The sequence below is a fragment of the Agrobacterium sp. a22-2 genome, assembly GCF_012276985.1.
Lineage (GTDB): Bacteria > Pseudomonadota > Alphaproteobacteria > Rhizobiales > Rhizobiaceae > Allorhizobium.
In genome coordinates this window covers 75,658-96,067 of sequence record NZ_JAAXMM010000010.1, presented here as the reverse complement: position 1 = coordinate 96,067, position 20,410 = coordinate 75,658, and the positions used below count along the sequence as shown (strand labels likewise).

At 62.2% G+C, this 20,410-nt stretch carries 22 protein-coding genes; 18 read left to right on the top strand and 4 right to left on the bottom strand.

From position 1 onward, the window contains the following. Nucleotides 1-156 precede the first annotated feature (156 nt). From cysS to cimA, 7 genes are all read left to right on the top strand, one after another. A complete protein-coding gene (cysS, locus tag HFC70_RS16635; protein ID WP_168474395.1) occupies nt 157-1,830 on the top strand; it encodes a cysteine--tRNA ligase in 1,674 nt (557 codons plus the stop codon). 63 nt (nt 1,831-1,893) lie between these two features. Next, on the top strand, nt 1,894-2,133 hold the full coding sequence (locus tag HFC70_RS16630) for an antitoxin (RefSeq protein WP_168474394.1): 240 nt from the start codon (nt 1,894-1,896) through the stop codon (nt 2,131-2,133). Then, nucleotides 2,130-2,552 carry a type II toxin-antitoxin system VapC family toxin gene (locus HFC70_RS16625; protein ID WP_168474393.1) on the top strand — a complete coding sequence of 141 codons (423 nt, stop codon included), beginning with the start codon at nt 2,130-2,132 and terminating at the stop codon, nt 2,550-2,552. The genes HFC70_RS16630 and HFC70_RS16625 overlap by 4 nt, the downstream gene beginning before the upstream one ends. Beyond that, nucleotides 2,545-3,030 carry a GFA family protein gene (locus HFC70_RS16620; RefSeq protein ID WP_168474392.1) on the top strand — a complete coding sequence of 162 codons (486 nt, stop codon included), beginning with the start codon at nt 2,545-2,547 and terminating at the stop codon, nt 3,028-3,030. The genes HFC70_RS16625 and HFC70_RS16620 overlap by 8 nt, the downstream gene beginning before the upstream one ends. A gap of 126 nt (nt 3,031-3,156) precedes the next feature. After that, nucleotides 3,157-3,630 (top strand): GFA family protein, encoded by a 474-nt coding sequence (locus tag HFC70_RS16615; RefSeq protein ID WP_168474391.1) that lies wholly within the window; start codon nt 3,157-3,159, stop codon nt 3,628-3,630. Between the two features lie 51 nt (nt 3,631-3,681). Then, entirely contained in the window at nt 3,682-4,641 is a 960-nt protein-coding gene (pip, locus tag HFC70_RS16610) for a prolyl aminopeptidase (protein WP_168474390.1), read from the top strand. Between the two features lie 209 nt (nt 4,642-4,850). After that, entirely contained in the window at nt 4,851-6,467 is a 1,617-nt protein-coding gene (gene cimA, locus HFC70_RS16605) for a citramalate synthase (protein ID WP_168474389.1), read from the top strand. A 52-nt stretch (nt 6,468-6,519) separates the two neighbouring features. Here cimA and HFC70_RS16600 read toward each other — a convergent pair whose 3' ends face one another. Next, the gene (locus tag HFC70_RS16600; RefSeq protein ID WP_168474388.1) at nt 6,520-7,407 is read right to left on the bottom strand and encodes a protein-L-isoaspartate O-methyltransferase; all 888 of its coding nucleotides are present in this window, start codon (nt 7,405-7,407) and stop codon (nt 6,520-6,522) included. Between the two features lie 148 nt (nt 7,408-7,555). Here HFC70_RS16600 and rarD point away from each other — a divergent pair, with 148 nt between their 5' ends. Further along, on the top strand, nt 7,556-8,470 hold the full coding sequence (gene rarD, locus HFC70_RS16595; RefSeq protein ID WP_168474387.1) for an EamA family transporter RarD: 915 nt from the start codon (nt 7,556-7,558) through the stop codon (nt 8,468-8,470). Between the two features lie 22 nt (nt 8,471-8,492). Then, the gene (locus HFC70_RS16590; protein WP_168474386.1) at nt 8,493-8,822 is read left to right on the top strand and encodes a DHCW motif cupin fold protein; all 330 of its coding nucleotides are present in this window, start codon (nt 8,493-8,495) and stop codon (nt 8,820-8,822) included. Between the two features lie 20 nt (nt 8,823-8,842). Here the strand turns inward: HFC70_RS16590 and HFC70_RS16585 are convergent, their stop codons facing one another. After that, a complete protein-coding gene (locus HFC70_RS16585) occupies nt 8,843-9,463 on the bottom strand; it encodes a TIGR00730 family Rossman fold protein (RefSeq protein WP_168474385.1) in 621 nt (206 codons plus the stop codon). Nucleotides 9,464-9,618: 155 nt separating this feature from the next. Here HFC70_RS16585 and HFC70_RS16580 point away from each other — a divergent pair, with 155 nt between their 5' ends. Then, the gene (locus HFC70_RS16580; RefSeq protein ID WP_168474384.1) at nt 9,619-11,718 is read left to right on the top strand and encodes a LysM peptidoglycan-binding domain-containing protein; all 2,100 of its coding nucleotides are present in this window, start codon (nt 9,619-9,621) and stop codon (nt 11,716-11,718) included. Between the two features lie 223 nt (nt 11,719-11,941). Continuing rightward, a complete protein-coding gene (locus HFC70_RS16575) occupies nt 11,942-13,828 on the top strand; it encodes an ABC transporter ATP-binding protein/permease (protein ID WP_168474383.1) in 1,887 nt (628 codons plus the stop codon). Between the two features lie 124 nt (nt 13,829-13,952). On the opposite strand, the gene HFC70_RS16570 is transcribed toward HFC70_RS16575, so the two are convergent. Then, nucleotides 13,953-15,236, bottom strand: a complete 1,284-nt coding sequence (locus tag HFC70_RS16570; RefSeq protein ID WP_168474382.1) for a GGDEF domain-containing protein — start codon at nt 15,234-15,236, stop codon at nt 13,953-13,955. Nucleotides 15,237-15,480: 244 nt separating this feature from the next. Between HFC70_RS16570 and HFC70_RS16565 the strand changes: the two genes are divergently transcribed. The 3 genes from HFC70_RS16565 to HFC70_RS16555 all read left to right on the top strand — a co-directional run bounded on the left by HFC70_RS16565 (nt 15,481) and on the right by HFC70_RS16555 (nt 17,384). Next, nucleotides 15,481-16,179 (top strand): phosphatidylserine decarboxylase, encoded by a 699-nt coding sequence (locus HFC70_RS16565; RefSeq protein ID WP_168474381.1) that lies wholly within the window; start codon nt 15,481-15,483, stop codon nt 16,177-16,179. 36 nt (nt 16,180-16,215) lie between these two features. Further along, nucleotides 16,216-17,076 carry a phosphatidylcholine/phosphatidylserine synthase gene (locus HFC70_RS16560; protein ID WP_168474380.1) on the top strand — a complete coding sequence of 287 codons (861 nt, stop codon included), beginning with the start codon at nt 16,216-16,218 and terminating at the stop codon, nt 17,074-17,076. Nucleotides 17,077-17,243: 167 nt separating this feature from the next. Beyond that, on the top strand, nt 17,244-17,384 hold the full coding sequence (locus HFC70_RS16555; RefSeq protein WP_168474379.1) for a hypothetical protein: 141 nt from the start codon (nt 17,244-17,246) through the stop codon (nt 17,382-17,384). Nucleotides 17,385-17,402: 18 nt separating this feature from the next. On the opposite strand, the gene HFC70_RS16550 is transcribed toward HFC70_RS16555, so the two are convergent. After that, nucleotides 17,403-18,167, bottom strand: a complete 765-nt coding sequence (locus HFC70_RS16550) for an SOS response-associated peptidase (RefSeq protein WP_168474378.1) — start codon at nt 18,165-18,167, stop codon at nt 17,403-17,405. Nucleotides 18,168-18,309: 142 nt separating this feature from the next. Here HFC70_RS16550 and HFC70_RS16545 point away from each other — a divergent pair, with 142 nt between their 5' ends. The 4 genes from HFC70_RS16545 to HFC70_RS16530 all read left to right on the top strand — a co-directional run bounded on the left by HFC70_RS16545 (nt 18,310) and on the right by HFC70_RS16530 (nt 20,370). Further along, complete coding sequence (locus HFC70_RS16545) at nt 18,310-18,735, top strand: NUDIX hydrolase (RefSeq protein ID WP_168474377.1); 426 nt, start codon at nt 18,310-18,312, stop codon at nt 18,733-18,735. Nucleotides 18,736-18,800: 65 nt separating this feature from the next. Beyond that, a complete protein-coding gene (locus HFC70_RS16540; protein ID WP_368669683.1) occupies nt 18,801-19,217 on the top strand; it encodes a TIGR02301 family protein in 417 nt (138 codons plus the stop codon). A 102-nt stretch (nt 19,218-19,319) separates the two neighbouring features. Then, nucleotides 19,320-19,577: a hypothetical protein gene (locus HFC70_RS16535; RefSeq protein ID WP_168474376.1), complete on the top strand. Its 258-nt coding sequence runs from the start codon at nt 19,320-19,322 to the stop codon at nt 19,575-19,577. A 79-nt stretch (nt 19,578-19,656) separates the two neighbouring features. Beyond that, nucleotides 19,657-20,370, top strand: a complete 714-nt coding sequence (locus HFC70_RS16530; RefSeq protein WP_246735824.1) for a hypothetical protein — start codon at nt 19,657-19,659, stop codon at nt 20,368-20,370. Nucleotides 20,371-20,410 lie beyond the last annotated feature (40 nt).

Sequence of the window (20,410 nt, the reverse complement as noted above, 5' to 3'; positions counted from 1 at the left end):
GCGCCATAACACGCCCCATGAAAACGACCGTCTGCATCATTTGCGGGAAGATTATTCGCTAGCGTCAGCGCTGGCCCGGCCGTTTTCGTCTCCTGAACAGTCCCAGATGACAAACGACCCGGCCCAGCCGGCGTTTACCATTTCGGGAGACATTCGATGGCGGCAAGCCTCAAGCTTTACAATACACTGACGCGCGACAAGGTCGATTTCACGCCGATCGACCCGGAAAACGTGCGCCTGTATGTGTGCGGCCCGACCGTCTATGATTTCGCCCATATCGGCAATGCCAGGCCCGTCATCGTCTTCGACGTGCTGTTCCGGCTGCTGCGCCATGTCTATGGCGAAAACCATGTCACCTATGCGCGCAACATCACCGACGTCGACGACAAGATCAACGCGCGGGCGCTGCGCGATTTTCCCGATCTGCCGCTCAACGAAGCGATTGCCCGCGTCACGCAGAAAACCGCCGACCAGTTCCATGCCGACGTCAAGGCGCTCGGCTGCCTGGAGCCGACCGTGGAGCCGCGCGCCACCGACAATATCGCCCAGATGATCACGATCATCGAAGCGCTGATTGCCAAGGGCCATGCCTATCAGGCTGCCGGCGAAGTGCTGTTCGACACCCGCTCAATGGCCGATTACGGACAATTGTCGAAGCGCAATCTCGACGAGCAGCAGGCCGGCGCCCGCGTCGCCGTCGATGCCCACAAGAAGAACCCGCAGGATTTCGTGCTGTGGAAGCTGTCCTCCCATAACGAACCCGGCTGGGACAGCCCCTGGGGCCGCGGCCGGCCGGGCTGGCATATCGAGTGCTCGGCCATGTCGAGCCGCTATCTCGGCGAGGTCTTCGATATCCACGGTGGCGGGCTCGACCTGATCTTCCCGCACCACGAAAACGAGATCGCCCAGTCGCGCTGCGCCCATGGCACCGAGGTCATGGCCAATGTCTGGATGCACAACGGTTTCGTGCAGGTCGAAGGCAAAAAGATGTCGAAGTCGGACGGGAATTTCGTGACGATCCACGAGTTGCTCTCTGGAGTAGGTCGTCGCCCTTATGCCGGTGAAGTCATTCGACTAACAATGTTAGCGACACACTATCGTCAACCCATCGATTTCAGCGAGTCCAAACTTCTTTATTGGACACAAAAGCTATCGGATTGGGTGAAGGTATTCACCAATTATGCCGGGGAAGATTTCAAACTCTCCCTTCTGATGGGGCAGGCCAACGTAACTCCGTCTCCGGAAATCGTTGATGCGTTGTCTGATGACCTCAACGGCCAGATGATTTTGGTTCACCTCGACAGTCTGGCCCAGCGTGCACTTCACGACACGAAAGCGGCAGATGAACTAGGCTGCAATCTGATTTGGCTTGGATTGTTTCGCAGCTATCTTGCTCTCGCATATTTCGATTCAACGATGCACTCTGCTCACCCTCGTCTTCTGAGCAAATATGCCTCGGAGCTCGATAGCGCGCGGGCGCTTACCCTGAATTACTATAACTGGTCGCAAGATGCGACGGAGCGAACTGCTTCTAGGCAGAGTTTGAACAGGCGTTTCAAGGACCTCAATATCGAAATGATCGACGATCAGGTCGAAATTAGACTTCACGGACACGGCTCCGTCACACTTGAGGCTGTTACCGAAGACAGCAAGCTAGATACGTCAGGCGTCGAAAAACAAATCGCCTCCCGCCTCGCCCTCCTCGCTGCCAAGAACTTCGCCGAAGCCGACAAGATCCGCGACGAGCTTCTCACCAAGGGTATCCAGTTGAAGGATGGCAAGGATCCGGCGACGGGCGAGCGGGTGACGACCTGGGAGGTGAAGCGGTGAATTGCGCAACGGGGAAGGAAGGCATATGTTAAGGCATATGCCAATCCACCCGAGGAGAGTTGCATGGATAACGAAAGACAGGTTCGCGTTTTCAAGAACGGCAGAAACCGCGCCGTTCGCATCCCCGTGGAATTCGAATTTCCCGGGGACGCGGTGATGATGCGCAAGGAAGGCGACAGGATCATCATGGAACCGGTCAAGAAGACAGGCAATCTGATCGAATGGCTGCGGACACAAGAGCCGCTCGCCGAGGACTTCGATTTCGATATAGCGGAACCGCCGCCGAGAGATGTCGATCTATGACCTCCTTGCGGTTCATGCTCGACACCAACATCATTTCCGACGCGATCCGGCACCCATATGGCCGCGCGGCGAACAAGATGGACGGGCTGGGCGACCAGCAGATATCCGTCAGCGCCATTGTTGCCTCCGAAATGCGCTTCGGTGCGATGAAGAAGGGATCGGAGCGCCTCAGCTTCCTGGTGGAGAACATCTTGCGGCGCATCGCCGTTCTGCCTTACGAGGAGAGCGAGGCGCATCATTTCGCGCAGATCCGCTTTGAACTGGAAAAGACCGGAAAGCCGATCGGCGCCACCGACCTGTTCATCGCCGCCCATGCCCGCTCGCTGGATCTGACGCTGGTGACCAACAACACCCGCGAGTTTGCCCGCGTGCCGGGCTTGAAGGTCGAAAACTGGCTGGAGGAGAGCGCAAATGACTGAGCCAACCCATACCGGCGGATGCCAATGCGGCGCGGTGCGGTTTCGCGTCACGGGCGTGCTGACGGACAGCTCGATCTGCCATTGCCGCATGTGCCAGAAGGCGTTCGGCGCCTATTATGCGCCGCTGGTGTCGACGCGCGGCGCCGACCTCGTCTGGACGCGCGGGGCCAGAAAAACGTTTCGGTCCTCCAATTTTGCCAACCGCGGCTTCTGCGAGACCTGCGGCACGCCGCTGACCTATGAGGCTCCGGACGGGATCGCGATTGCCGCCGGCGCCTTCGACGATCCCTCAGCGCTGCCGCCGACCGTGCAGTTCGGCACCGAGGGCAAGATCGATTTCGTCGACCGGCTGCACCTGCTGCCCGGCCACACGACAGAGGAAGATGCCGAAGAGGCGCCCTTCGTGCTGGAGGTGGTGTCCTACCAGCATCCGGACCATGATACCGATGGCGACTGGCCGAAGGAGCAGACCCCATGAGCCAAGGCAACCCGAACACGCAGATGCCGAAATGGCTGCTCTACGGACTGATCGCCAAGGGGGCGATTGTCGCGGCGGTCATCATTGGCGTGATGCTTTACATCTATCTCTGACAGGAGGCGTAGCATGAAAGAAGGTCTATTCACCGGCGGTTGCCAATGCGGGGCCGTGCGGTTTCGTGCCGAAAAACTTGGGCGCCCGTCGATCTGCCATTGCCGGATGTGCCAGAAGCAGTTTGGCGGCTTTTTCAGCGCGCTGGTCACGGTCGAGCCGGAGCATTTTTCCTGGACCCGGGGAGAACCGGCCTATTTCCAGTCGTCGATCAATATCGATCGCGGCTTCTGCGCCAAATGCGGCACGCCGATGACCTATCGCCATCCCGGCGGGCTGGAAATGGCGATCGGCGCCTTCGACGACCGCACGGAGCTTGCGCCGGAAATCCAGGTGAACCATGCCTCGCGCCTGCCCTGGGTCGAGACGATCTTCGACCAGCCGGTCCTGACCGATCCGGATTTCTACAGCCGGCAGGAGCAGATCATCTCCTTCCAGCACCCCGATCACGACACCGACGTCTGGCCGGCGATGGAGCCCTGGAAATGACGGCAAGCCCGTCATTGTCCTCCAAATGCAGGCTACTGTAAGGATTTTTCCATGACCACTGAACTGCGCGGCTACTATCCCGAGATCGAACCATTCGAGACCGGTTTTCTCGATGTCGGCGACGGCCATACGATCTATTGGGAACGGGTCGGCACCAAGGGCGCCAAACCGGCCGTCTTCCTGCATGGCGGGCCGGGCGGCACCATCAATCCCAACCAGCGCCGGCTGTTCGACCCTGATCTCTACGACGTCGTGCTGTTCGACCAGCGCGGCTGCGGCAAGTCGACGCCGCATGCGGGGCTGGAGGCCAATACCACCTGGCATCTGGTCGCCGATATCGAGCGGCTGCGGGTGCTGGTGGGTGTCGAAAAATGGCTGGTGTTCGGCGGTTCCTGGGGTTCCACCCTCGGCCTTGCCTATGCCGAGACCCATCCGGAGCGGGTGAGCGAGCTGTTGCTGCGCGGCATCTACACGGTCACCCGGCCGGAGCTCGACTGGTATTACCAGTTCGGCGTCTCGGAAATGCATCCGGAAAAGTGGGAGCGTTTTATCGCGCCGATCCCGCAAGACGAGCGCCACGAGATGATGCTGGCCTATCACCGCCGCCTGACCGGCAGCGACAAGGCTGTCCAACTCGAATGCGCCAAGGCCTGGAGCACCTGGGAGGGCGAAACGATCACCCTTCTGCCGGACCCGGTCTATAGCGCCCATTTCGGCGAGGACGATTTCGCCATCGCCTTTGCCCGGCTGGAAAACCACTATTTCGTCCATGCCGGCTGGCTGGAGGACGGACAGTTGCTGCGTGACGCCTATAAGCTCAAGGATATTCCCGGCGTCATCGTGCACGGCCGCTACGACATGCCCTGCCCGCTGAAATACGCCTATCAGCTGGCAAAGGCCTGGCCGAAGGCCGATTTCCACATCATCGAGGGCGCCGGCCATTCGCTGGGCGAACCCGGCATCCTCGACCAGCTGATCCGCGCGACCGATCGGTTTGCGGGGAAGAACTGAGGTTCTTCGAGGGAACAAATGCCCCTCACCTCACCCTCTCCCCGCAAGCGGGGCGAGGGAGTGCAAGCGCTGCGGCGTATGCCTTCTCCCCGCAAGCGGGGAGAAGGTGCCGGCAGGCAGATGAGGGGCACACCACAGTCCTCCGCATCTGCGGATAAGGGGCTGCGACGCCGAAAAGTATAAAGACGCCCCGGGAGGGCACACTGACCATGACACGCGAAAAGATCACGCTGTTCGACACCACCCTGCGCGACGGCCAGCAGACGCCCGGGATCGATTTTTCGGTCGAGGACAAGATTGCCATCGCCGCCATGCTGGACGGGTTCGGGCTTGATTATGTCGAGGGCGGCTATCCCGGTGCCAATCCGACCGACACGGCCTTCTTCTCGCAAAAGCGGACGCAGCACGCCTCCTTCGTCGCCTTCGGCATGACCAAACGCGCCGGCATTTCGGCGTCAAACGATCCGGGCCTGTCACAACTGCTGCAGGCCAAGAGCGACGCGATCTGTTTTGTCGCCAAGAGCTGGGACTATCATGTCGCCGTGGCGCTGGGCTGCAGCAACGAGGAAAACCTCGACAGCATCCGCGACAGCGTCGAGGCGGCGGTTGCCGCGAACAAGGAAGCGCTGGTCGATTGCGAGCATTTCTTCGATGGCTACAAGGCCAATCCGGCCTATGCGCTGGCCTGTGCCAAGGCGGCCTATGAGGCCGGCGCCCGCTGGGTGGTGCTGTGCGACACCAATGGCGGCACGCAGCCGCCGGAGATCCGCGATATCGTGGCTGCGGTGATCGCCAGCGGCGTTCCGGGTTCGGCCCTCGGTATCCATGCCCATAACGACACCGGCCAGGCGGTCGCCAATTCGCTGGCCGCCGTGGAGGCCGGGGTGCGGCAGATCCAGGGCACACTGAACGGCATCGGCGAGCGCTGCGGCAATGCCAACCTGATCACGCTGATTGCCACGCTCTGTCTGAAGGACACCTATACGTCGCGGTTCGTCACCGCGATCGACCCGGACAGACTGGTCGACCTGACCCGCCTGTCGCATGCCTTCGACGAGCTTTTGAACCGCTCGCCCGATCACCAGAGCCCCTATGTCGGCGCTTCGGCGTTCGCCACCAAGGCCGGCATCCATGCCTCGGCGCTGCTGAAAGATCCGCGCACCTACGAGCATGTCGTGCCGGAAAGCGTCGGCAATTTCCGCAAGGTCATGGTGTCGGACCAGGGCGGCAAGGCCAATTTCATCAACGAGCTGAAGCGCCGCGGCATCGTGGTCGACCGCAATGATGGCAAGCTCGACGCGCTGATCTCGATCGTCAAGGAGCGCGAGGCGAGCGGCTATGCCTATGAGGGCGCCGATGCCAGTTTCGAGCTTCTGGCGCACCGCACACTCGGCAGCGTGCCGGAGTTTTTCGCGGTGGAAAGTTTCCGCGTCATGGTGGAGCGGCGCTTTGACAGCCATGGCCGGCTGAAGACCGTCTCGGAGGCGGTGGTCAAGATCGTCATCGACGGTAACGAGGTGATGTCGGTGGCCGAAGGCGACGGGCCGGTCAATGCGCTGGATCTGGCGCTGCGCAAGGATATCGGCAAATACCAGGCGGAGATCGCCGATCTGGAACTGGCCGACTACAAGGTGCGCATCCTGAACGGCGGCACCGAGGCCATCACCCGCGTGCTGATCGAATCGACGGATGCCAGCGGCGCCCGCTGGTGGACGGTCGGCGTTTCGGAAAACATCATCGACGCCTCGTTCCAGGCCTTGATGGACAGTATCGTCTACAAGCTGATGAAGAACCGCCAGCTGGCCGGCAAGATCGCCGCGGAATAACCGGCCGGCCCGGACATGGTCCCGCCCTCGATGCTGAGTGGGATCATGCCCGTCAGTGGCGGATGTCGTGCGGCTCTTCGATGGACAGGCCCCAATCGGCCTCGCTATACCATTCGTCATGTTCGGCGGGTGTCTTCCAGCGCAGGCTGCGCACGGCGCGCCAATTGCCGTGGAAGGCGGTGCGCAGGCGGGCATGGCTCGACCAGTCGGACAGGGCGACACCCTCGCCCCACACGAAGGACACCCGCTCGATGAAGCGCGCGGCGTAGCCATTGGTCTCGCGCCGCACCAGCAGGTAGCCGGCCATGGCGGTATAATCCGGTCCCTCGCCCCGGCCTTCGAAGACCGGCACGCCGAGCGGAAAGAGCAGGCGCCCACCGGGCTTCAGCCGTTCGATCCACGGATCTGCCGGCCGATCGACCGCGAAATTGACATAGACGATATCGACCGGCTCCTGCGGCCAGTCCGCGCCATTGCCGCAGACCACCGTGACATTGGTCCGCCCCACCAGACACTGTTGCGCACGGATGGTCAGCAGCGCGTCATATTCGATGGCCGTCACGTGGCCGCCAGCGCCCAGCAACTCGGCGAGGATCGCCGTGTAGTAACCGCTGCCGGCGCCGATATGCACCGCCGTCTCGCCGGGCTGCGGCGCCAGGGCATGGATGCCGAGCGCATGCAAAGAGGGGCTGCCATTGTTCACGCCGCGGGCGGCATCGAGGGCGACCAGCACGTCGTCGTAGAGAAACTTGACATCCTCGGATGGCGGGCGGCGATAGCTGCCGCGGCTTGACAGCAGCCAGGGCGGCGGCCCGACAAAATCCTCGCGGCGCACCCGGGTAAAGGCGCTCAAAAGCGCTTCATCCGCCTGAACACCGGCCTTTTCCAGCATCTTCATCGAAAACAGACGACGCTGCTCCTCGCTCGAGACACCGTGCATGGTTGTTCTCCGTCGGCCCGCCCTCCGGCGCGAAGTGTGCCGCGCCGACCCTTCAATTGCAATCAGCCATTGTTCACCCGAATGAATTTGTCCATTCGCCCGCCATGGGGTAACGCCTCATTCAAAAGACAACAAAGGCGGAAACACCATGGCTGATCAGAATGCAGCGACTCCGGTCGCGAAGAACGAAGACAGCGCACGCGGTTTTGCCTTTGCGCTGACCGCCTATTTCCTCTGGGGCTTCCTGCCGATCTACATGAAGATGGTCGCGCATATCCCGCCGCTGGAGGTGCTGTCGCACCGGGTGATCTGGTCCGTGCCGATCGCCGCTGCTGTCCTGCTGATCCTGAAGCGCACCGACGACCTGAAGGCCGCGCTGCGCTCGCCGCGCACGCTTTTGATGGCGCTTCTGACCGCCGGCCTGATCAGCGTCAACTGGGGCATCTATGTCTGGGCGATCGGTGCCGGCCGCGCACTGGACACGGCGCTCGGCTATTTCATCAATCCGCTATTCTCGATCTTCCTCGGCGCAGTGCTGCTCAAGGAAAAACTGAAGCCGACGCAGATCGGCGCCATCGCGCTGGTGGCGGTTGCCGTCGGTATCCTGACCTATGACGCCGGGCAATTGCCCTGGGTTTCGCTGGCCCTGACGCTTACCTGGGGTTTTTACGCCTTCTTCCGCAAGACGCTGCCGGTCGGGCCCAACCAGGGCTTCTTCCTGGAAGTGCTGCTGCTGAGTGTCCCCGCGATGCTGTATATTCTCTATGCCGAGACAACCGGCCAGGGCCATTTCCTGCAAACCGGCATGAGCGACACGCTGCTCTTGCTCGGCAGCGGCGTAATCACCGCCGGCCCGCTGATGATCTATGCCAATGGCGCCAAGTTGCTGCGGCTGTCCACCATCGGCATCATGCAGTATATCGCACCGACGATGATCTTCCTGATTGCCGTCTTCATCTTCAAGGAGCCGTTCGGCACGGCGAAGATGATCGCCTTTCCGCTGATCTGGGCTGCACTTGCCATTTACACCTGGTCGATGCTGCGCGACTACCGGAACCGCTGAGTTTCATTCAGGAGACATTTCGATGCAGATGAGCGGCATTCCGTTCGGCACCACGGATTGGGCCACCATCCCGAAAACCGAACATACCGGCGAAACCGGCTCGGCCACATGGCGCACGCAGAAATTCGGCGATGTCCGGGTGCGCATGGTGGAGTATACGCCGGGCTATCTGGCCGACCACTGGTGCGTCAAAGGCCATATCCTCTTGTGTCTTGAAGGGGAACTGACCACCGAGCTTGCCGACGGCCGGACCTTTGTCCTGAAGCCCGGCATGAGCTATCAGGTGGCCGACAATGCCGAACCGCACCGCTCGTCGACGACAGGCGGCGCAAAGCTCTTTATCGTCGACTGAAGCCGACCGCCGCGTCGTGATCAGAGCTTGGCGATCAGGTCCTCTTCGCCGTCGAGATTGTCCGTACTGTCCCAGCGCTTGAGGATGGCCGGCACGATCTCGTCGATCGACGAGATCACCATCGGCTGAACGCGGTGGCCGGTATGGACGAAACCTTCCTCGCGCATGTGCTGGATCAGTTCCAGCATCGGATCCCAGAAGCCGTTGACATTGGCAAAGACCATCGGCTTTTCATGCTGCCCGAGCTGCGCCCAGGTCATGATCTCGACGATCTCCTCCAGCGTGCCAATGCCGCCCGGCAAGGTGACAAAGGCATCGGCGCGTTCGAACATGCCATGTTTGCGCGCATGCATGTCAGGGGTTATGATCAACTCGTCGAGCTGTCCCAGCGAATGGCGCGTCGCTTCCATGTCGACCAGGAATTCCGGGATGATGCCGGTGACCCTGCCGCCGTTCGACAGCACACCGCTGGCGACAGCTCCCATGATGCCCTTGGTGCCGCCGCCATAGACGAGGCGAAGGCCGTGGTCGGCGATAGATTTGCCGAGCGCCCGGCCAGCGGCCATGTAGTCGGGATCACGTCCGGGCCGTGAGCCGCAATAGACGCAGATGGATCGAATCGTGTCTGTGTTTTCCGTCATGCGCCAAAAAGACAATGCAGCGGCAGCAAGGTCAACAATTTTGACGAAAAGGCGGGGACGCAGCTGCCGAACAGCGCCGACAAAGCTTGTGAAACAGCGGAGAAAACGCTAGCAATTCCAAGGGATACAGCGGTATGGCCGCGCGGAGACGAATGATGATGAAAAACCGTGCCGGCTGGCTGGCTTTGGTAGTGCTTGGCATTGCAACTGTACTGATGATCTTTTTCGTGCTGCCACGGGTGACGGGCGACAGACAAGCGGCCGAACAGGCGGCAAGCGATCCGCAACAACCTGCCAAGGATACCGCAGCAAAGGCACCGGACGCAGCGCCGACCGCCACGGATACGGCGGCAAAGGCCGTGAACGAGGTTTCGGCCAAGATGGCGCGGCTGGCGGCCGAGGCCGAAAAGGCCGTCACCGACCTGTCCACCCTGTTTGCCGACGGCAAGACACCGACCGCCGAAGCCTATGCCGGCGCACGGGCGCTGGCGACCAGCGCCGTTTCGGCCCTGTCGGCACTGGAGATTCCAGAAGGCCTCGACGCCGCCGTGATGGAAGCCGCCCGCAAGACGCGCGAGGCGGCCACCCGGACGCTCACGCTGCTGCAATCGTTGCCCGACAGCCCCCAGGAGGCCGCCGCGGCGATCTCGACCATCCTCAAAGCCCTGAAGGGCGAAACGATAACGGCCGATGTTCCGGCGGCACCTGCGTCGCAGCCGTCGGCCGATGTACCGGCTGCAGCCGATGACGCCGCCCTGCCGCGCTTCGACGTGCTTCGCGTCGAGCCGGACGGTTCCACCGTGATTGCCGGCAGTGCGGCCCCCGGTTCCAAACTTGAAATTATCGATGGCGACAAACCGATCTCCACGATCGAAGTCGGCCCCAGCGGCGATTTCGCAGCCGTGATCGACCAGCCGCTGGCGCCGGGCGACCATACGCTGGAACTGAAGGCCACCGCCAAGGATGGCAAGACGGTGACATCGGAAGAGGTCGCCACCGTGTCGATCCCGGAAAAATCGGGCGGCGAACTGCTCGCCATGGTGACCAAGCCCGGCGAGGCAAGCCGTCTGATCTCCGTGCCCGAGACCGTCAACACGGCCGACAAGACGACCCGCGTCGCGGCCGATCAGCCGGCCGACGCGGCCGCCATCACCCCGGCCCTGCCGGCCGCATCCAGCGTTCTGGCCACCGCACCGCCGGCTACCGGCACCGAGCCGGCAAATGCGCCGACCACCCTGCCCGCCGATGCATCGCAGAAGCCGGAAATCCAGGTGACCGCCGTGGAACTGGAAGGCGACCGGATCTTCGTGGCCGGGACCGCTGCCGCCGGCCGCTCCGTCAAGGCCTATGCCGACGACCAGATGATCGGGCAAACCATTGTCGACCAGAGCGGCCATTTCGTCGTCGATGGCAAGATGGCGCTGACGGTCGGCCAGCACGTCATCCGCGTCGACCTTCTCGGCGCGGACGGAAAGGTGGCGCTGCGCGCCTCCGTGCCGTTCGACCGGCCGGCCGGCGATCAGGTCGCCGTCATCGCACAGCCGAACGATACGACAGCCGATGCCGCTGGAACAATGATTCCGCTGGAGCAAGGGGCGTTCGCCAAGCAGCGGGATGCGCTTGCAAAAGCTTTCTCCATCCTGAAATCGCTTTATGCCGACGGCAAGCAGCCGGCGCTGGAAAGTCTGGCGGCCGCCCGTTCGGCCACCGAAATCGCCCTGAAGTCGCTGGCCGAGTTCCGGCTCGGCAATGATGCCGATCAGGCCCAGGAAGATTTCGTCATGCGGATTGCCGGCAAGGCCGCAACGGCCCTGACGACGTTGCAGGCCCTGCCGCGCGACATCGCCGCCGTTGGCGCTGCCCTCGACAAACTCTCCAGCCTGATCGACGCCGTCCTCGAACCGCTGCCCCAGCCGGCAGCCCCAGCCGACCAGACGGCCCAGGCTGGTACTCCGGCTGCCCCGCCGAGTGCTCCGGCACCGGTTGTGGCCGGTGCGCCGAAGACGATCGAGCAGGCGCCGCTGACCGAAAGCCGCAACACGGTGATCATCCGCCGCGGCGATACGCTGTGGCAGATCTCCCGCCGCGTCTACGGCCAGGGCGTGCGCTACACGACGATCTATCTGGCCAATGAGGACCAGATCGCCAATCCCGATCTGATCGAGCCCGGCCAGACCTTCAAGGTTCCGAACGAGGCCCTGCCGAATGCCGAGGAGCTGCATCGCAAGCGGCTGCAGGAGCGACGGTCGAACTGAGGCGCTTGCGCCACAAGTCACTGAAGTTTCACACTCCGGCCATTGCAAAAGCCGATTGCCGGACCTATCTCGCGCCCATGCGGCGGTTCCTTCGGGAGCCGCCGCTTTTTAATCCCGGCGCCATCGAACGGCCGCCGGGGTCTCACAGCACTCATTGACTATCCAGGGGCGCTTATCGCGGGTTCGTTGCAACTCGGTGGTGCTCCTTCGGGGGACGGACAGCATGGCGGACAATAAGAAGACCGTATCGGCGGACAGCAGCAATCCCATGCAGACGCTGATCAACCTCTGGCCCTATATGTGGCCGGCCGAACGCTTCGACCTGAAAATGCGCGTCGTCTGGGCCTCGGTCTTCCTGGTGCTGTCGAAACTCATCCTGATCATGGTGCCCTATTTCTTCAAATGGGCGACCGACGCGCTCGATGGCACCACCGACATGGCCGGCCTGCTGCCGGCTTTCCTGCTTTCGGCGGTCATGCTGGTGGCGGCCTATAATGTGGCCCGCATCGTGCAATGGGGCCTCAACCAGCTGCGCGACGCGCTGTTTGCCAGCGTCGGCCAATATGCGGTGCGGCGGCTTGCCCATCTGACCTTCGTACACATGCACCAGCTGTCGCTGCGCTTCCACCTGGAGCGCAAGACCGGCGGCCTGTCGCGCATCATCGAACGCGGCACCAAGGGCATCGAAACCATCGTCCGCTTCACGATTCTGAACTCGGTGCCGACGGTTCTGGAATTCCTGCTGACGGCACTGGTGTTCTGGTGGGGCTACGGCTTCTCCTATCTGGCCATCACCGCCTTCACGGTCTGGGCCTATATCTGGTTCACCATCCGCGCCTCGGACTGGCGCATCGGCATTCGCCGGTCGATGAACGACAGCGATACCGACGCCAATACCAAGGCGATCGATTCGCTGCTGAACTTCGAGACGGTCAAATATTTCGGCAACGAGGACATGGAGGCGCGCCGCTACGATGCCTCGATGGAGCGCTACGAGAAGGCCGCGACCCAGGTCTGGACCTCGCTCGGCTGGCTGAACTTCGGCCAGGGCGTGATCTTCTCGCTCGGCATGATGGTGATGCTGATCCTATCGGCTCTGGCCGTGCAGCGCGGCGAGCAGACGATCGGCGACTTCGTCTTCGTCAATGCCATGCTTTTGCAGCTCTCGGTTCCGCTCAATTTCATCGGCTTCGTCTATCGCGAAATCCGCCAGGGGCTGACCGATATCGAGCAGATGTTCGACCTCCTGAACGTCGATGCCGAAATCAAGGATGCGCCGAATGCCAAGGAACTGGCGATCGAACAGGGCGCCATCGTCTTCGACAACGTGCATTTTTCCTATGATCCCGAGCGGCCGATCCTCAAGGGCGTGTCGTTTACGGTGCCGGCCGGCAAGACGGTCGCCGTCGTCGGTCCGTCGGGCGCCGGAAAGTCGACGATCTCGCGGCTGCTCTACCGCTTCTACGACGTGCAGAAGGGTTCGATCACCATCGACGGCCAGGATGTGCGGGCCATTACCCAGAAGAGCCTGCGCTCGGCGATCGGCATGGTGCCGCAGGATACGGTACTGTTCAACGACACCATCGCCTACAATATCCGCTACGGACGGATCGGCGCCACCGATGCGGAAGTGGATGCGGCCGCCGAGGTGGCGCAGATCAGCCGCTTCATCCGCGAATTGCCGCACGGTTTCAAGACCATGGTGGGCGAGCGCGGCCTGAAGCTTTCGGGCGGCGAGAAGCAGCGCGTCGCCATTGCCCGCACGGTGCTGAAGGCGCCACCGATCCTGATCCTCGACGAGGCGACCTCGGCGCTGGACACCACGACGGAACAGGAGATCCAGGCCGCCCTCGACATCGTCTCGAAAAACCGCACGACGCTGGTCATTGCCCATCGGCTGTCGACCGTGGTCGGGGCCGACGAGATCATCGTGCTGAAGGGCGGCGAGATTGCCGAGCGCGGTACCCATGCCGGCCTTCTGGAGCAGAACGGGCTCTATGCCTCGATGTGGAACCGCCAGCGTGAAGCGACCCAGGCTGAGGAACATCTGCGCCAGGTGCGCGAAAGCGACGATCTCGGCGTGGTGGTCCGCCAGCCGCCGGCCAGCTGATTGTTTTTGGCCTTTAAAGCGTGTCGCGATCTTTCAGATTCGCTCGTCACGCTTCATCTCTTTGTTTTATCGCATGTCGTTGCCCCGAAACCGGTGCCCACTTTCGGGCGACATGCTTTGACCCTCAGGCTGCGATGACGATGCGGTTGCGTCCGGCATTCTTGGCGCTGTAGAGCGCCCGGTCGGCCTTCTTCAGAACATCCCAGATGGTCTCGGACGGGCCTTCGTAGAGGGCAAGGCCGAGGCTGATCGTCACCGGGATCGTCGCATTCTCGCATTCGATTTCATAGGCGGCGATATTCTGGCGCGCCGCGTCGAGGATATCGCCGGCTGAGCTGATCGTATGTCCCGGCAACAGGACGAAAAACTCCTCGCCGCCGGCCCGCGCCATGACATTGCCCTCACCGATCTGGCGCTCCAGGTGCCGCGCCACCCGGCACAGGACCTGATCGCCGATATGATGGCCGAAGCGATCGTTGACCGATTTGAAATGATCGATGTCGATGACCGCGACGGAGACCGGCCGGCCAGCCGCATGGGCCTCGGCGGACAGATCCACGGCCAGTTCGAAGAATTTCCGCCGGTTGTAGGAATCCGTCAGCGGGTCGCGCTCGGCGGCGCGGATCAGCTTGGCCTCGAGCGCCTTGCGCTCGGTAATATCCAGCATGGCGCCGGCGATGCCGAGTGGCCTGCCCTGACGATCGGTCATGACCGCCTTCTGGTAGCTGACGACGCGGGACGAGCCGTCGGCGAAGCGACAATGCGCCTCATAAATCTGCACGCCGCCGCTATGGAGCAATGACCGATCCGCCTGGTCGTAGGTCTGCGCCAGATGCGGCGGCGCCACGTCGTAGACCGTGCCACCGATGATCTGTTCGGCGGACAGACCGATATAGGCCTCGAACGCCTTGTTGCAGCCGAGGTAAACGCCATCGGCACCCTTGAAGAAGACCGGGGCGGGAAGATTGTCGATACAATATTGGAGATAGTCACGCTGCTCGGCCAGATCATGAAGGCTGGCTGAGGTCCGGGCGCGCCCACTGACGACCCTGCGGGCGCGCGCAAGGCTCAAGAGGATCGCCGGGCGTTCGGATAGCAAGACCACGTCGTCGGCCCCCAGTTCGATCACCCGCTCCAGCCAGACGGCGCTGAGATGGTCCCCGAGGACGGCGATCAGGTAGGTCTCCTCGCCAATTGCGGCCCGTATGGCGCGCAGGTCCTCCCCGATGCGGCTGGCGGCAAGCGGCGCGAGCACGATCCCCGAACCACCGGGCAGGCATTTCGCATCATCGAACACAGCAACATCTTGAAAATCTGCCGGCGCGGAAGCGCCGTCCAGGGCATACCAGAAAACGTCGAGGTCGCCGTGAGGCATTGCTGCTGCCCGGTCGTTTCGCTTGATGTTCATGATCGGCCGAATTCCAGATGTGTGACGACCTCAAAATCGCTCGATTTCCTTACGATAATCATAATTTAGAACGCCTCGAATGAAGTAATACCAAGTCTCGATATAGGAACCTATAGATGGCTTATGACAGGTCTCCGGCTAGGCGCGGCGCGCAGGGCGATGCTGCCAACCGCCGCGCCATTGCCCCGGGACCGGTTTCGCTGTAGTCACCTGTTCTGTCCGTTTCCAAGGAGAATGATGGTCCATGTCTTTGTTCGATACGATCCGCAACACCATCGTGCCGATCCATAAGGAAGGTTATCCTTTCGTTGCCGCCTTCTTCGTTGGATCGCTGGTTCTCGGCTGGATCTGGGAACCGTTGTTCTGGATCGGCATGGTGCTGACCCTGTGGTGCGCCTATTTCTTCCGGGATCCCGAACGCGTTACGCCACAGGACGACGACCTGGTGATCAGCCCGGCCGATGGCCGCATTTCGTCCATCCAGATGGTCAAGCCGCCGGAAGAACTGCATCTGTCCGACGAGCCGATGCTGCGCATCTCGGTGTTCATGAATGTCTTCGATGCCCATATCAACCGCTCGCCGATGCGTGGCCGCATCGTCAACATCGTCTATCGCGAGGGTTCCTTCCTCAATGCGGAACTCGACAAGGCGAGCCACGACAACGAGCGCAACGGCCTCGTCATCGACAGCCCGCATGGCCAGATCGGCGTCGTGCAGATCGCCGGCCTGGTGGCGCGGCGCATCGTGTGCTGGGCCAATCCTAGCGAACCGCTGGATGCCGGCGAACGTTTCGGCTTGATCCGTTTCGGTTCGCGCCTGGATGTCTTCCTGCCGGCCGGTGCCGAGCCTCGTGTCGCGCTGGGCCAGAAGGCCGTCGGCGGCGAAACGGTTCTGGCGGAATATGGCTCTTCCAAGGGACCGGTGATCAGCCGCCGGAGCTGACATTGGCGGCACGCAGGACGGGACGGGATTTCGACCATGAGTAAGGCTGAACCGACGATCGAACAGAAAGAGGCGAACGGGCAGAGCGACGCTGCCCGCGGGCCGCGGCTGCGCGAAATCCCGCTGCGGCTGATCGTCCCCAACCTCATCACGGTCCTGGCGATCTGCGCCGGCCTGACCGGCATTCGCCTGGCCTTCGAGAACCGCTATGAACTGGCGGTCGGCATGGTTCTGGTCGCCGCCTTTCTCGACGGCATAGACGGGCGGATTGCCCGGCTGATGAAAGCCACGTCAAAATTCGGCGCGCAGATGGATTCGCTTGCCGACATCATCAACTTCGGCGTAGCCCCGGCCCTCGTGCTCTATGTCTTCCTGCTGGACGGCGCCCGCTCATTGGGCTGGATCGCCTGCCTGATCTTCGCCATTGCCGCCGGGCTGCGGCTGGCGCGCTTCAATGTCATGGACGAGCGCGAAAACAAGGCTCCCTGGCAGTCGGAATATTTCGTCGGCGTACCGGCGCCGGCGGGTGCGATGATCGTGCTTCTGCCGGTCTATCTCGGCTTCCTCGGCGTCGAGCCCTCGCCGACCTTTGCCTATGTCGCTGCGGGCTATACCGTGCTGATCGCCTATCTGCTGGTCAGCCGCCTGCCGGTCTGGTCGGGCAAGTCGGCCACCAGCCGCATCCGCCGGGACCTCGTTCTTCCCCTGATGCTCGGCGTGGTGCTTTATGTGGCGCTGCTGATGAGCTTCACCTGGGAAGTCCTGTCGCTGACGGTGATTCTCTACCTGCTCACCCTGCCCTTCGGTGCACGGGCCTGGAAGCGTCGCTATGGCACGCTGACGGTGGAGGAGGACAGCGGCGAAGACGACGGACCGGCCATGGACCGCGGCCTCTGATCGGTGTTGAAGCCGATCTTTTTCCCTAAATCCCAAATTTTGTCGTGCCAATCGCGAATTATGGTCAGTTAAGACTTAAATTGATTTGCATCCGTCACGCTTTTGTCATGATCTGTCCCGACAGAGCCAAAATAAGAAACTACGGGAAACACTTTCAGGAGACTGACATGACCTCGACCAAGGCCGGCGCCAAACAGCAGCAGCCCGGCAAATCGGACTTGCATACCCATTACCGTCCGCTGGGATTGAAAGCGGTGGTGGCGGCGGCGCTGATGCTGAAGCGCAAGCCGGTCAAGAAGCTCGCCTGAGTTTCACAGCGATCCATCTTAAAACAGTGACATCTGGCCCGGCGGTTCGCGGCGCTTCTGCGGCGCGGCTTCCGGCAGGGATGGTGCGACAGGAGCCTGAACGTCGGGGCCCGTATTCTTGACCTTATTGACCAGGTCGGAGACAGGCACGGCTTCGAAAAGATCCTCCGGTGCCGCGACCATCAGGTCGACAACGTCGCGCGGCTCCTGGCTCTTGCAATCGAGCCACCGCGAAAAATCCTCCGGCTTGATCACCACGGGCATGCGATCGTGGATCTGCCCGATCGTGCTATTGGCCCCCGTCGTCAGGATCGCCCCGGTGTCGACCTCGCTGCCATCGGCCGACGACCACGTCTCCATCAGCCCGGCAAAGGCGACGATCTTGCCGTTTTTCGGCCGGATCCAGTAGGCCCGCGATTTTTCGCCGCTCTCCTTGTCGGGCCTATGCCATTCATAAAAGCCGGAGGCCGGCACCAGCACCCGGCGATGACGCATGGCCGCCTTGAACGACGCCTTGCCGATCGCCGTTTCGGCGCGGGCGTTCAGAAGCAGCGGGAAATCATTGGGATCCTTGACCCACGACGGCAGCAGACCCCATCTGACCAGCATGGCGCGGCGGTCGGGAAGATTGCTGCCGGGCATCGCACGTTCCGAGGAGAGGACCACGAGGATAGGCTGCGTCGGGGCAATATTGTAGCGCGCCGGAAACCCTTCCATCTCGAGAAGGCCGAAGAATTCCTGCACCTCTTGCGGTGTTGCCGTCAGGGAAAACCGTCCACACATGGGACTTTACATGGCAGCCAGCCGCAGGTGGGTCAAGATGTGCGCTGCGGCGAGGAGATGCAAGATTTTCCGTTTCGTTCCGTCCGCGCTGCTCCTAAGATGCGGCGACTGATCCGTCGTGCAGAAGGACTGCCAGCGCGCCATGACAAGCCAACCCACCCTCGCCTCTTCGGCCATCGTGGAGCGGCAAAGCCGTCTCCTGTTGATTCGCCGGCGCAATCCGCCGGCCGCCGACCTGTTCGCCTTTCCCGGCGGCAGGGCGGAGGCCGGAGAGACGCCGGCCGAGACGGCCCTGCGCGAACTGTTCGAGGAGACCGGGCTTCGCGGCGCCAATCCACGGCTGTTTGCCACCTACGACCTGCTGCCGGAGACCCGCGACGGCGTTGCAGCCCATCATTTCTTCCTGTCGGTGTTTCGTGTCGAGACGGATGACGAGACGATCGCGCAAGCCTCAAGCGACGCCACTGAAGCAGGCTGGTATCTGCCGGAAGAGATCGCCGAACTGCCCGTGCCGGAAAGCGTGCTCGACTGCGTGCGCAGGCTGGTGGCGATGAGCAAAGGGGAGTAAGAGCAGGACAGCCGGGCCGCCAACCGGGCATTGTGCCATTCCGTACCAATCCAAGAAGAACGATCGTGACCCGCCTTCTCCTTCCCGCACTGCTGCTCTTGACGCTGAATCCGGCCGGCCCCGCGCAAGCGCAAGGCGCTGTTGGCGTGGTGGAAACGGCGCCGGCAGTCGCATCGCCGGCACCCTATGACGCCCAGCTCGGCAAGCTGTCCGAGATCCTCGGCGCCGTCGCCTATCTGCGCAATCTGTGCAGGGATTCGTCCGAGCCGCAATGGCGCAAGGCCATGCAGGATCTGATCGCGACCGAGACGGCCAATGAGCCGGCGCGGCAGGAGCAGCTGGTCGCAGCCTTCAATCGCGGATACCGGGCTTTTGCCTCGGTTCACAGCGCCTGCACGGCCTCGGCACGCGCCGCGGGCGAGCGATACCGTAACGAAGGCGCAACACTGGTTACGGAAATCACGACCAGATTTGGAAATTAACCGTTAATTTACCTGTTTTGGCATGAGGCCGTGTCGTTTTGATAAAAGGCTGATAAAGTCGTTAACAAGTGAGTAAGAACCGGACGCTTGCGAGGAATGCAAATGGAACCACGCCGCAACGACATCGACGACATGATCGTTCATGAGAAGATGCAAGCCGCCCTGGAATATCAAAACGAGGCCTGGGCCGACGGCATGGCCGACGGTATCGAGCCGGAAATCATTGCAGATGCTGCCATTGCGCTGGCAATGCGCGAGACCATTCGAATTCATGGCGAGGACGGCGCGGAGGCCATGCTGAACTCCCTGCGGACCCGCATGCTCGCCGGCGAATTTTCCCCAACGCGTAGCGTTCAGTAATATTTAGAGGCCTTTGTCGATGCGGATCGTGGCTGGAGCTCACAGACGGTGGGCCGTTTCATCAGTTTTGCTGTTGGCAATGCTCGCCAGTTCGACGGTGGGTTTTCCGATTCGCCCGGCCCTTGCGCTCTCCGAGCTGAAGCCCCTGCCCGGCCAGACGAGCGAATCGCCGGCAAAGGACGAGACGCCGCCCGCTCCCTCCGTCGATGAGAGCACGGAGGACAGACCGGATGCCGTCATCGGCCTGCCCGAACCGGCACCGCTGATCGACAATAAGCCCGCCGCCACACCGGACGCCAGTGCCGCGGAAGAACCGCCGGCAACCCCTGTCGAGGTGATCTACGATATCGAGAAAGCCCCCGAGCCGGTCCGCCGGCTGCGCCAACTGATGGTCGAGGCAGCCGCGTCCGGCGATCTCGAACGATTGCGTCCGCTGATGAACCCCGGCCCCAACCAGACGCAGGTGGTGCTTGGCGACAATGACACCGACCCGGTCGAGCTGCTGAAGAGCCTGTCGGGCGATCCCGACGGCCTTGAGGTGCTGGCCATCCTGCTCGATGTCCTGTCGACCGGCTTCGTCCGCGTCGATGCCGGCACACCCGACGAAGTCTATGTCTGGCCCTATTTTGCAGAAAAGCCGCTCGGCACGCTGACGGCGCCGGAAAAGGTCGAGCTGCTGCGGATCGTCACAGCCGGCGATTACGACGGCATGCTCGAATACGGCAATTACAATTTCTTCCGCGCCGGCATTTCGCCGGATGGCCAATGGAAATTCTTCACCGCCGGCGACTAACGGCCTTGCCGCCTGGTCTGCGACCTTCTAATTCTTCGGC

What these genes read in the sequence shown, in the direction of transcription:
- HFC70_RS16620 (WP_168474392.1), top strand. Translation starts at nt 2,545, where the DNA reads ATGACTGAGCCAACCCATACCGGCGGATGCCAATGCGGCGCGGTGCGG.
- HFC70_RS16570 (WP_168474382.1), bottom strand. Translation starts at nt 15,236, where the DNA reads ATGAACATCAAGCGAAACGACCGGGCAGCAGCAATGCCTCACGGCGAC.
- HFC70_RS16580 (WP_168474384.1), top strand. Translation starts at nt 9,619, where the DNA reads ATGATGAAAAACCGTGCCGGCTGGCTGGCTTTGGTAGTGCTTGGCATT.
- cimA (WP_168474389.1), top strand. Translation starts at nt 4,851, where the DNA reads ATGACACGCGAAAAGATCACGCTGTTCGACACCACCCTGCGCGACGGC.
- HFC70_RS16530 (WP_246735824.1), top strand. Translation starts at nt 19,657, where the DNA reads ATGCTCGCCAGTTCGACGGTGGGTTTTCCGATTCGCCCGGCCCTTGCG.
- HFC70_RS16585 (WP_168474385.1), bottom strand. Translation starts at nt 9,463, where the DNA reads ATGACGGAAAACACAGACACGATTCGATCCATCTGCGTCTATTGCGGC.
- HFC70_RS16630 (WP_168474394.1), top strand. Translation starts at nt 1,894, where the DNA reads ATGGATAACGAAAGACAGGTTCGCGTTTTCAAGAACGGCAGAAACCGC.
- HFC70_RS16590 (WP_168474386.1), top strand. Translation starts at nt 8,493, where the DNA reads ATGCAGATGAGCGGCATTCCGTTCGGCACCACGGATTGGGCCACCATC.
- cysS (WP_168474395.1), top strand. Translation starts at nt 157, where the DNA reads ATGGCGGCAAGCCTCAAGCTTTACAATACACTGACGCGCGACAAGGTC.
- HFC70_RS16535 (WP_168474376.1), top strand. Translation starts at nt 19,320, where the DNA reads ATGGAACCACGCCGCAACGACATCGACGACATGATCGTTCATGAGAAG.
- HFC70_RS16615 (WP_168474391.1), top strand. Translation starts at nt 3,157, where the DNA reads ATGAAAGAAGGTCTATTCACCGGCGGTTGCCAATGCGGGGCCGTGCGG.
- HFC70_RS16550 (WP_168474378.1), bottom strand. Translation starts at nt 18,167, where the DNA reads ATGTGTGGACGGTTTTCCCTGACGGCAACACCGCAAGAGGTGCAGGAA.
- HFC70_RS16555 (WP_168474379.1), top strand. Translation starts at nt 17,244, where the DNA reads ATGACCTCGACCAAGGCCGGCGCCAAACAGCAGCAGCCCGGCAAATCG.
- HFC70_RS16575 (WP_168474383.1), top strand. Translation starts at nt 11,942, where the DNA reads ATGGCGGACAATAAGAAGACCGTATCGGCGGACAGCAGCAATCCCATG.
- HFC70_RS16625 (WP_168474393.1), top strand. Translation starts at nt 2,130, where the DNA reads ATGACCTCCTTGCGGTTCATGCTCGACACCAACATCATTTCCGACGCG.
- HFC70_RS16545 (WP_168474377.1), top strand. Translation starts at nt 18,310, where the DNA reads ATGACAAGCCAACCCACCCTCGCCTCTTCGGCCATCGTGGAGCGGCAA.
- HFC70_RS16600 (WP_168474388.1), bottom strand. Translation starts at nt 7,407, where the DNA reads ATGCACGGTGTCTCGAGCGAGGAGCAGCGTCGTCTGTTTTCGATGAAG.
- pip (WP_168474390.1), top strand. Translation starts at nt 3,682, where the DNA reads ATGACCACTGAACTGCGCGGCTACTATCCCGAGATCGAACCATTCGAG.
- HFC70_RS16560 (WP_168474380.1), top strand. Translation starts at nt 16,216, where the DNA reads ATGAGTAAGGCTGAACCGACGATCGAACAGAAAGAGGCGAACGGGCAG.
- rarD (WP_168474387.1), top strand. Translation starts at nt 7,556, where the DNA reads ATGGCTGATCAGAATGCAGCGACTCCGGTCGCGAAGAACGAAGACAGC.
- HFC70_RS16565 (WP_168474381.1), top strand. Translation starts at nt 15,481, where the DNA reads ATGTCTTTGTTCGATACGATCCGCAACACCATCGTGCCGATCCATAAG.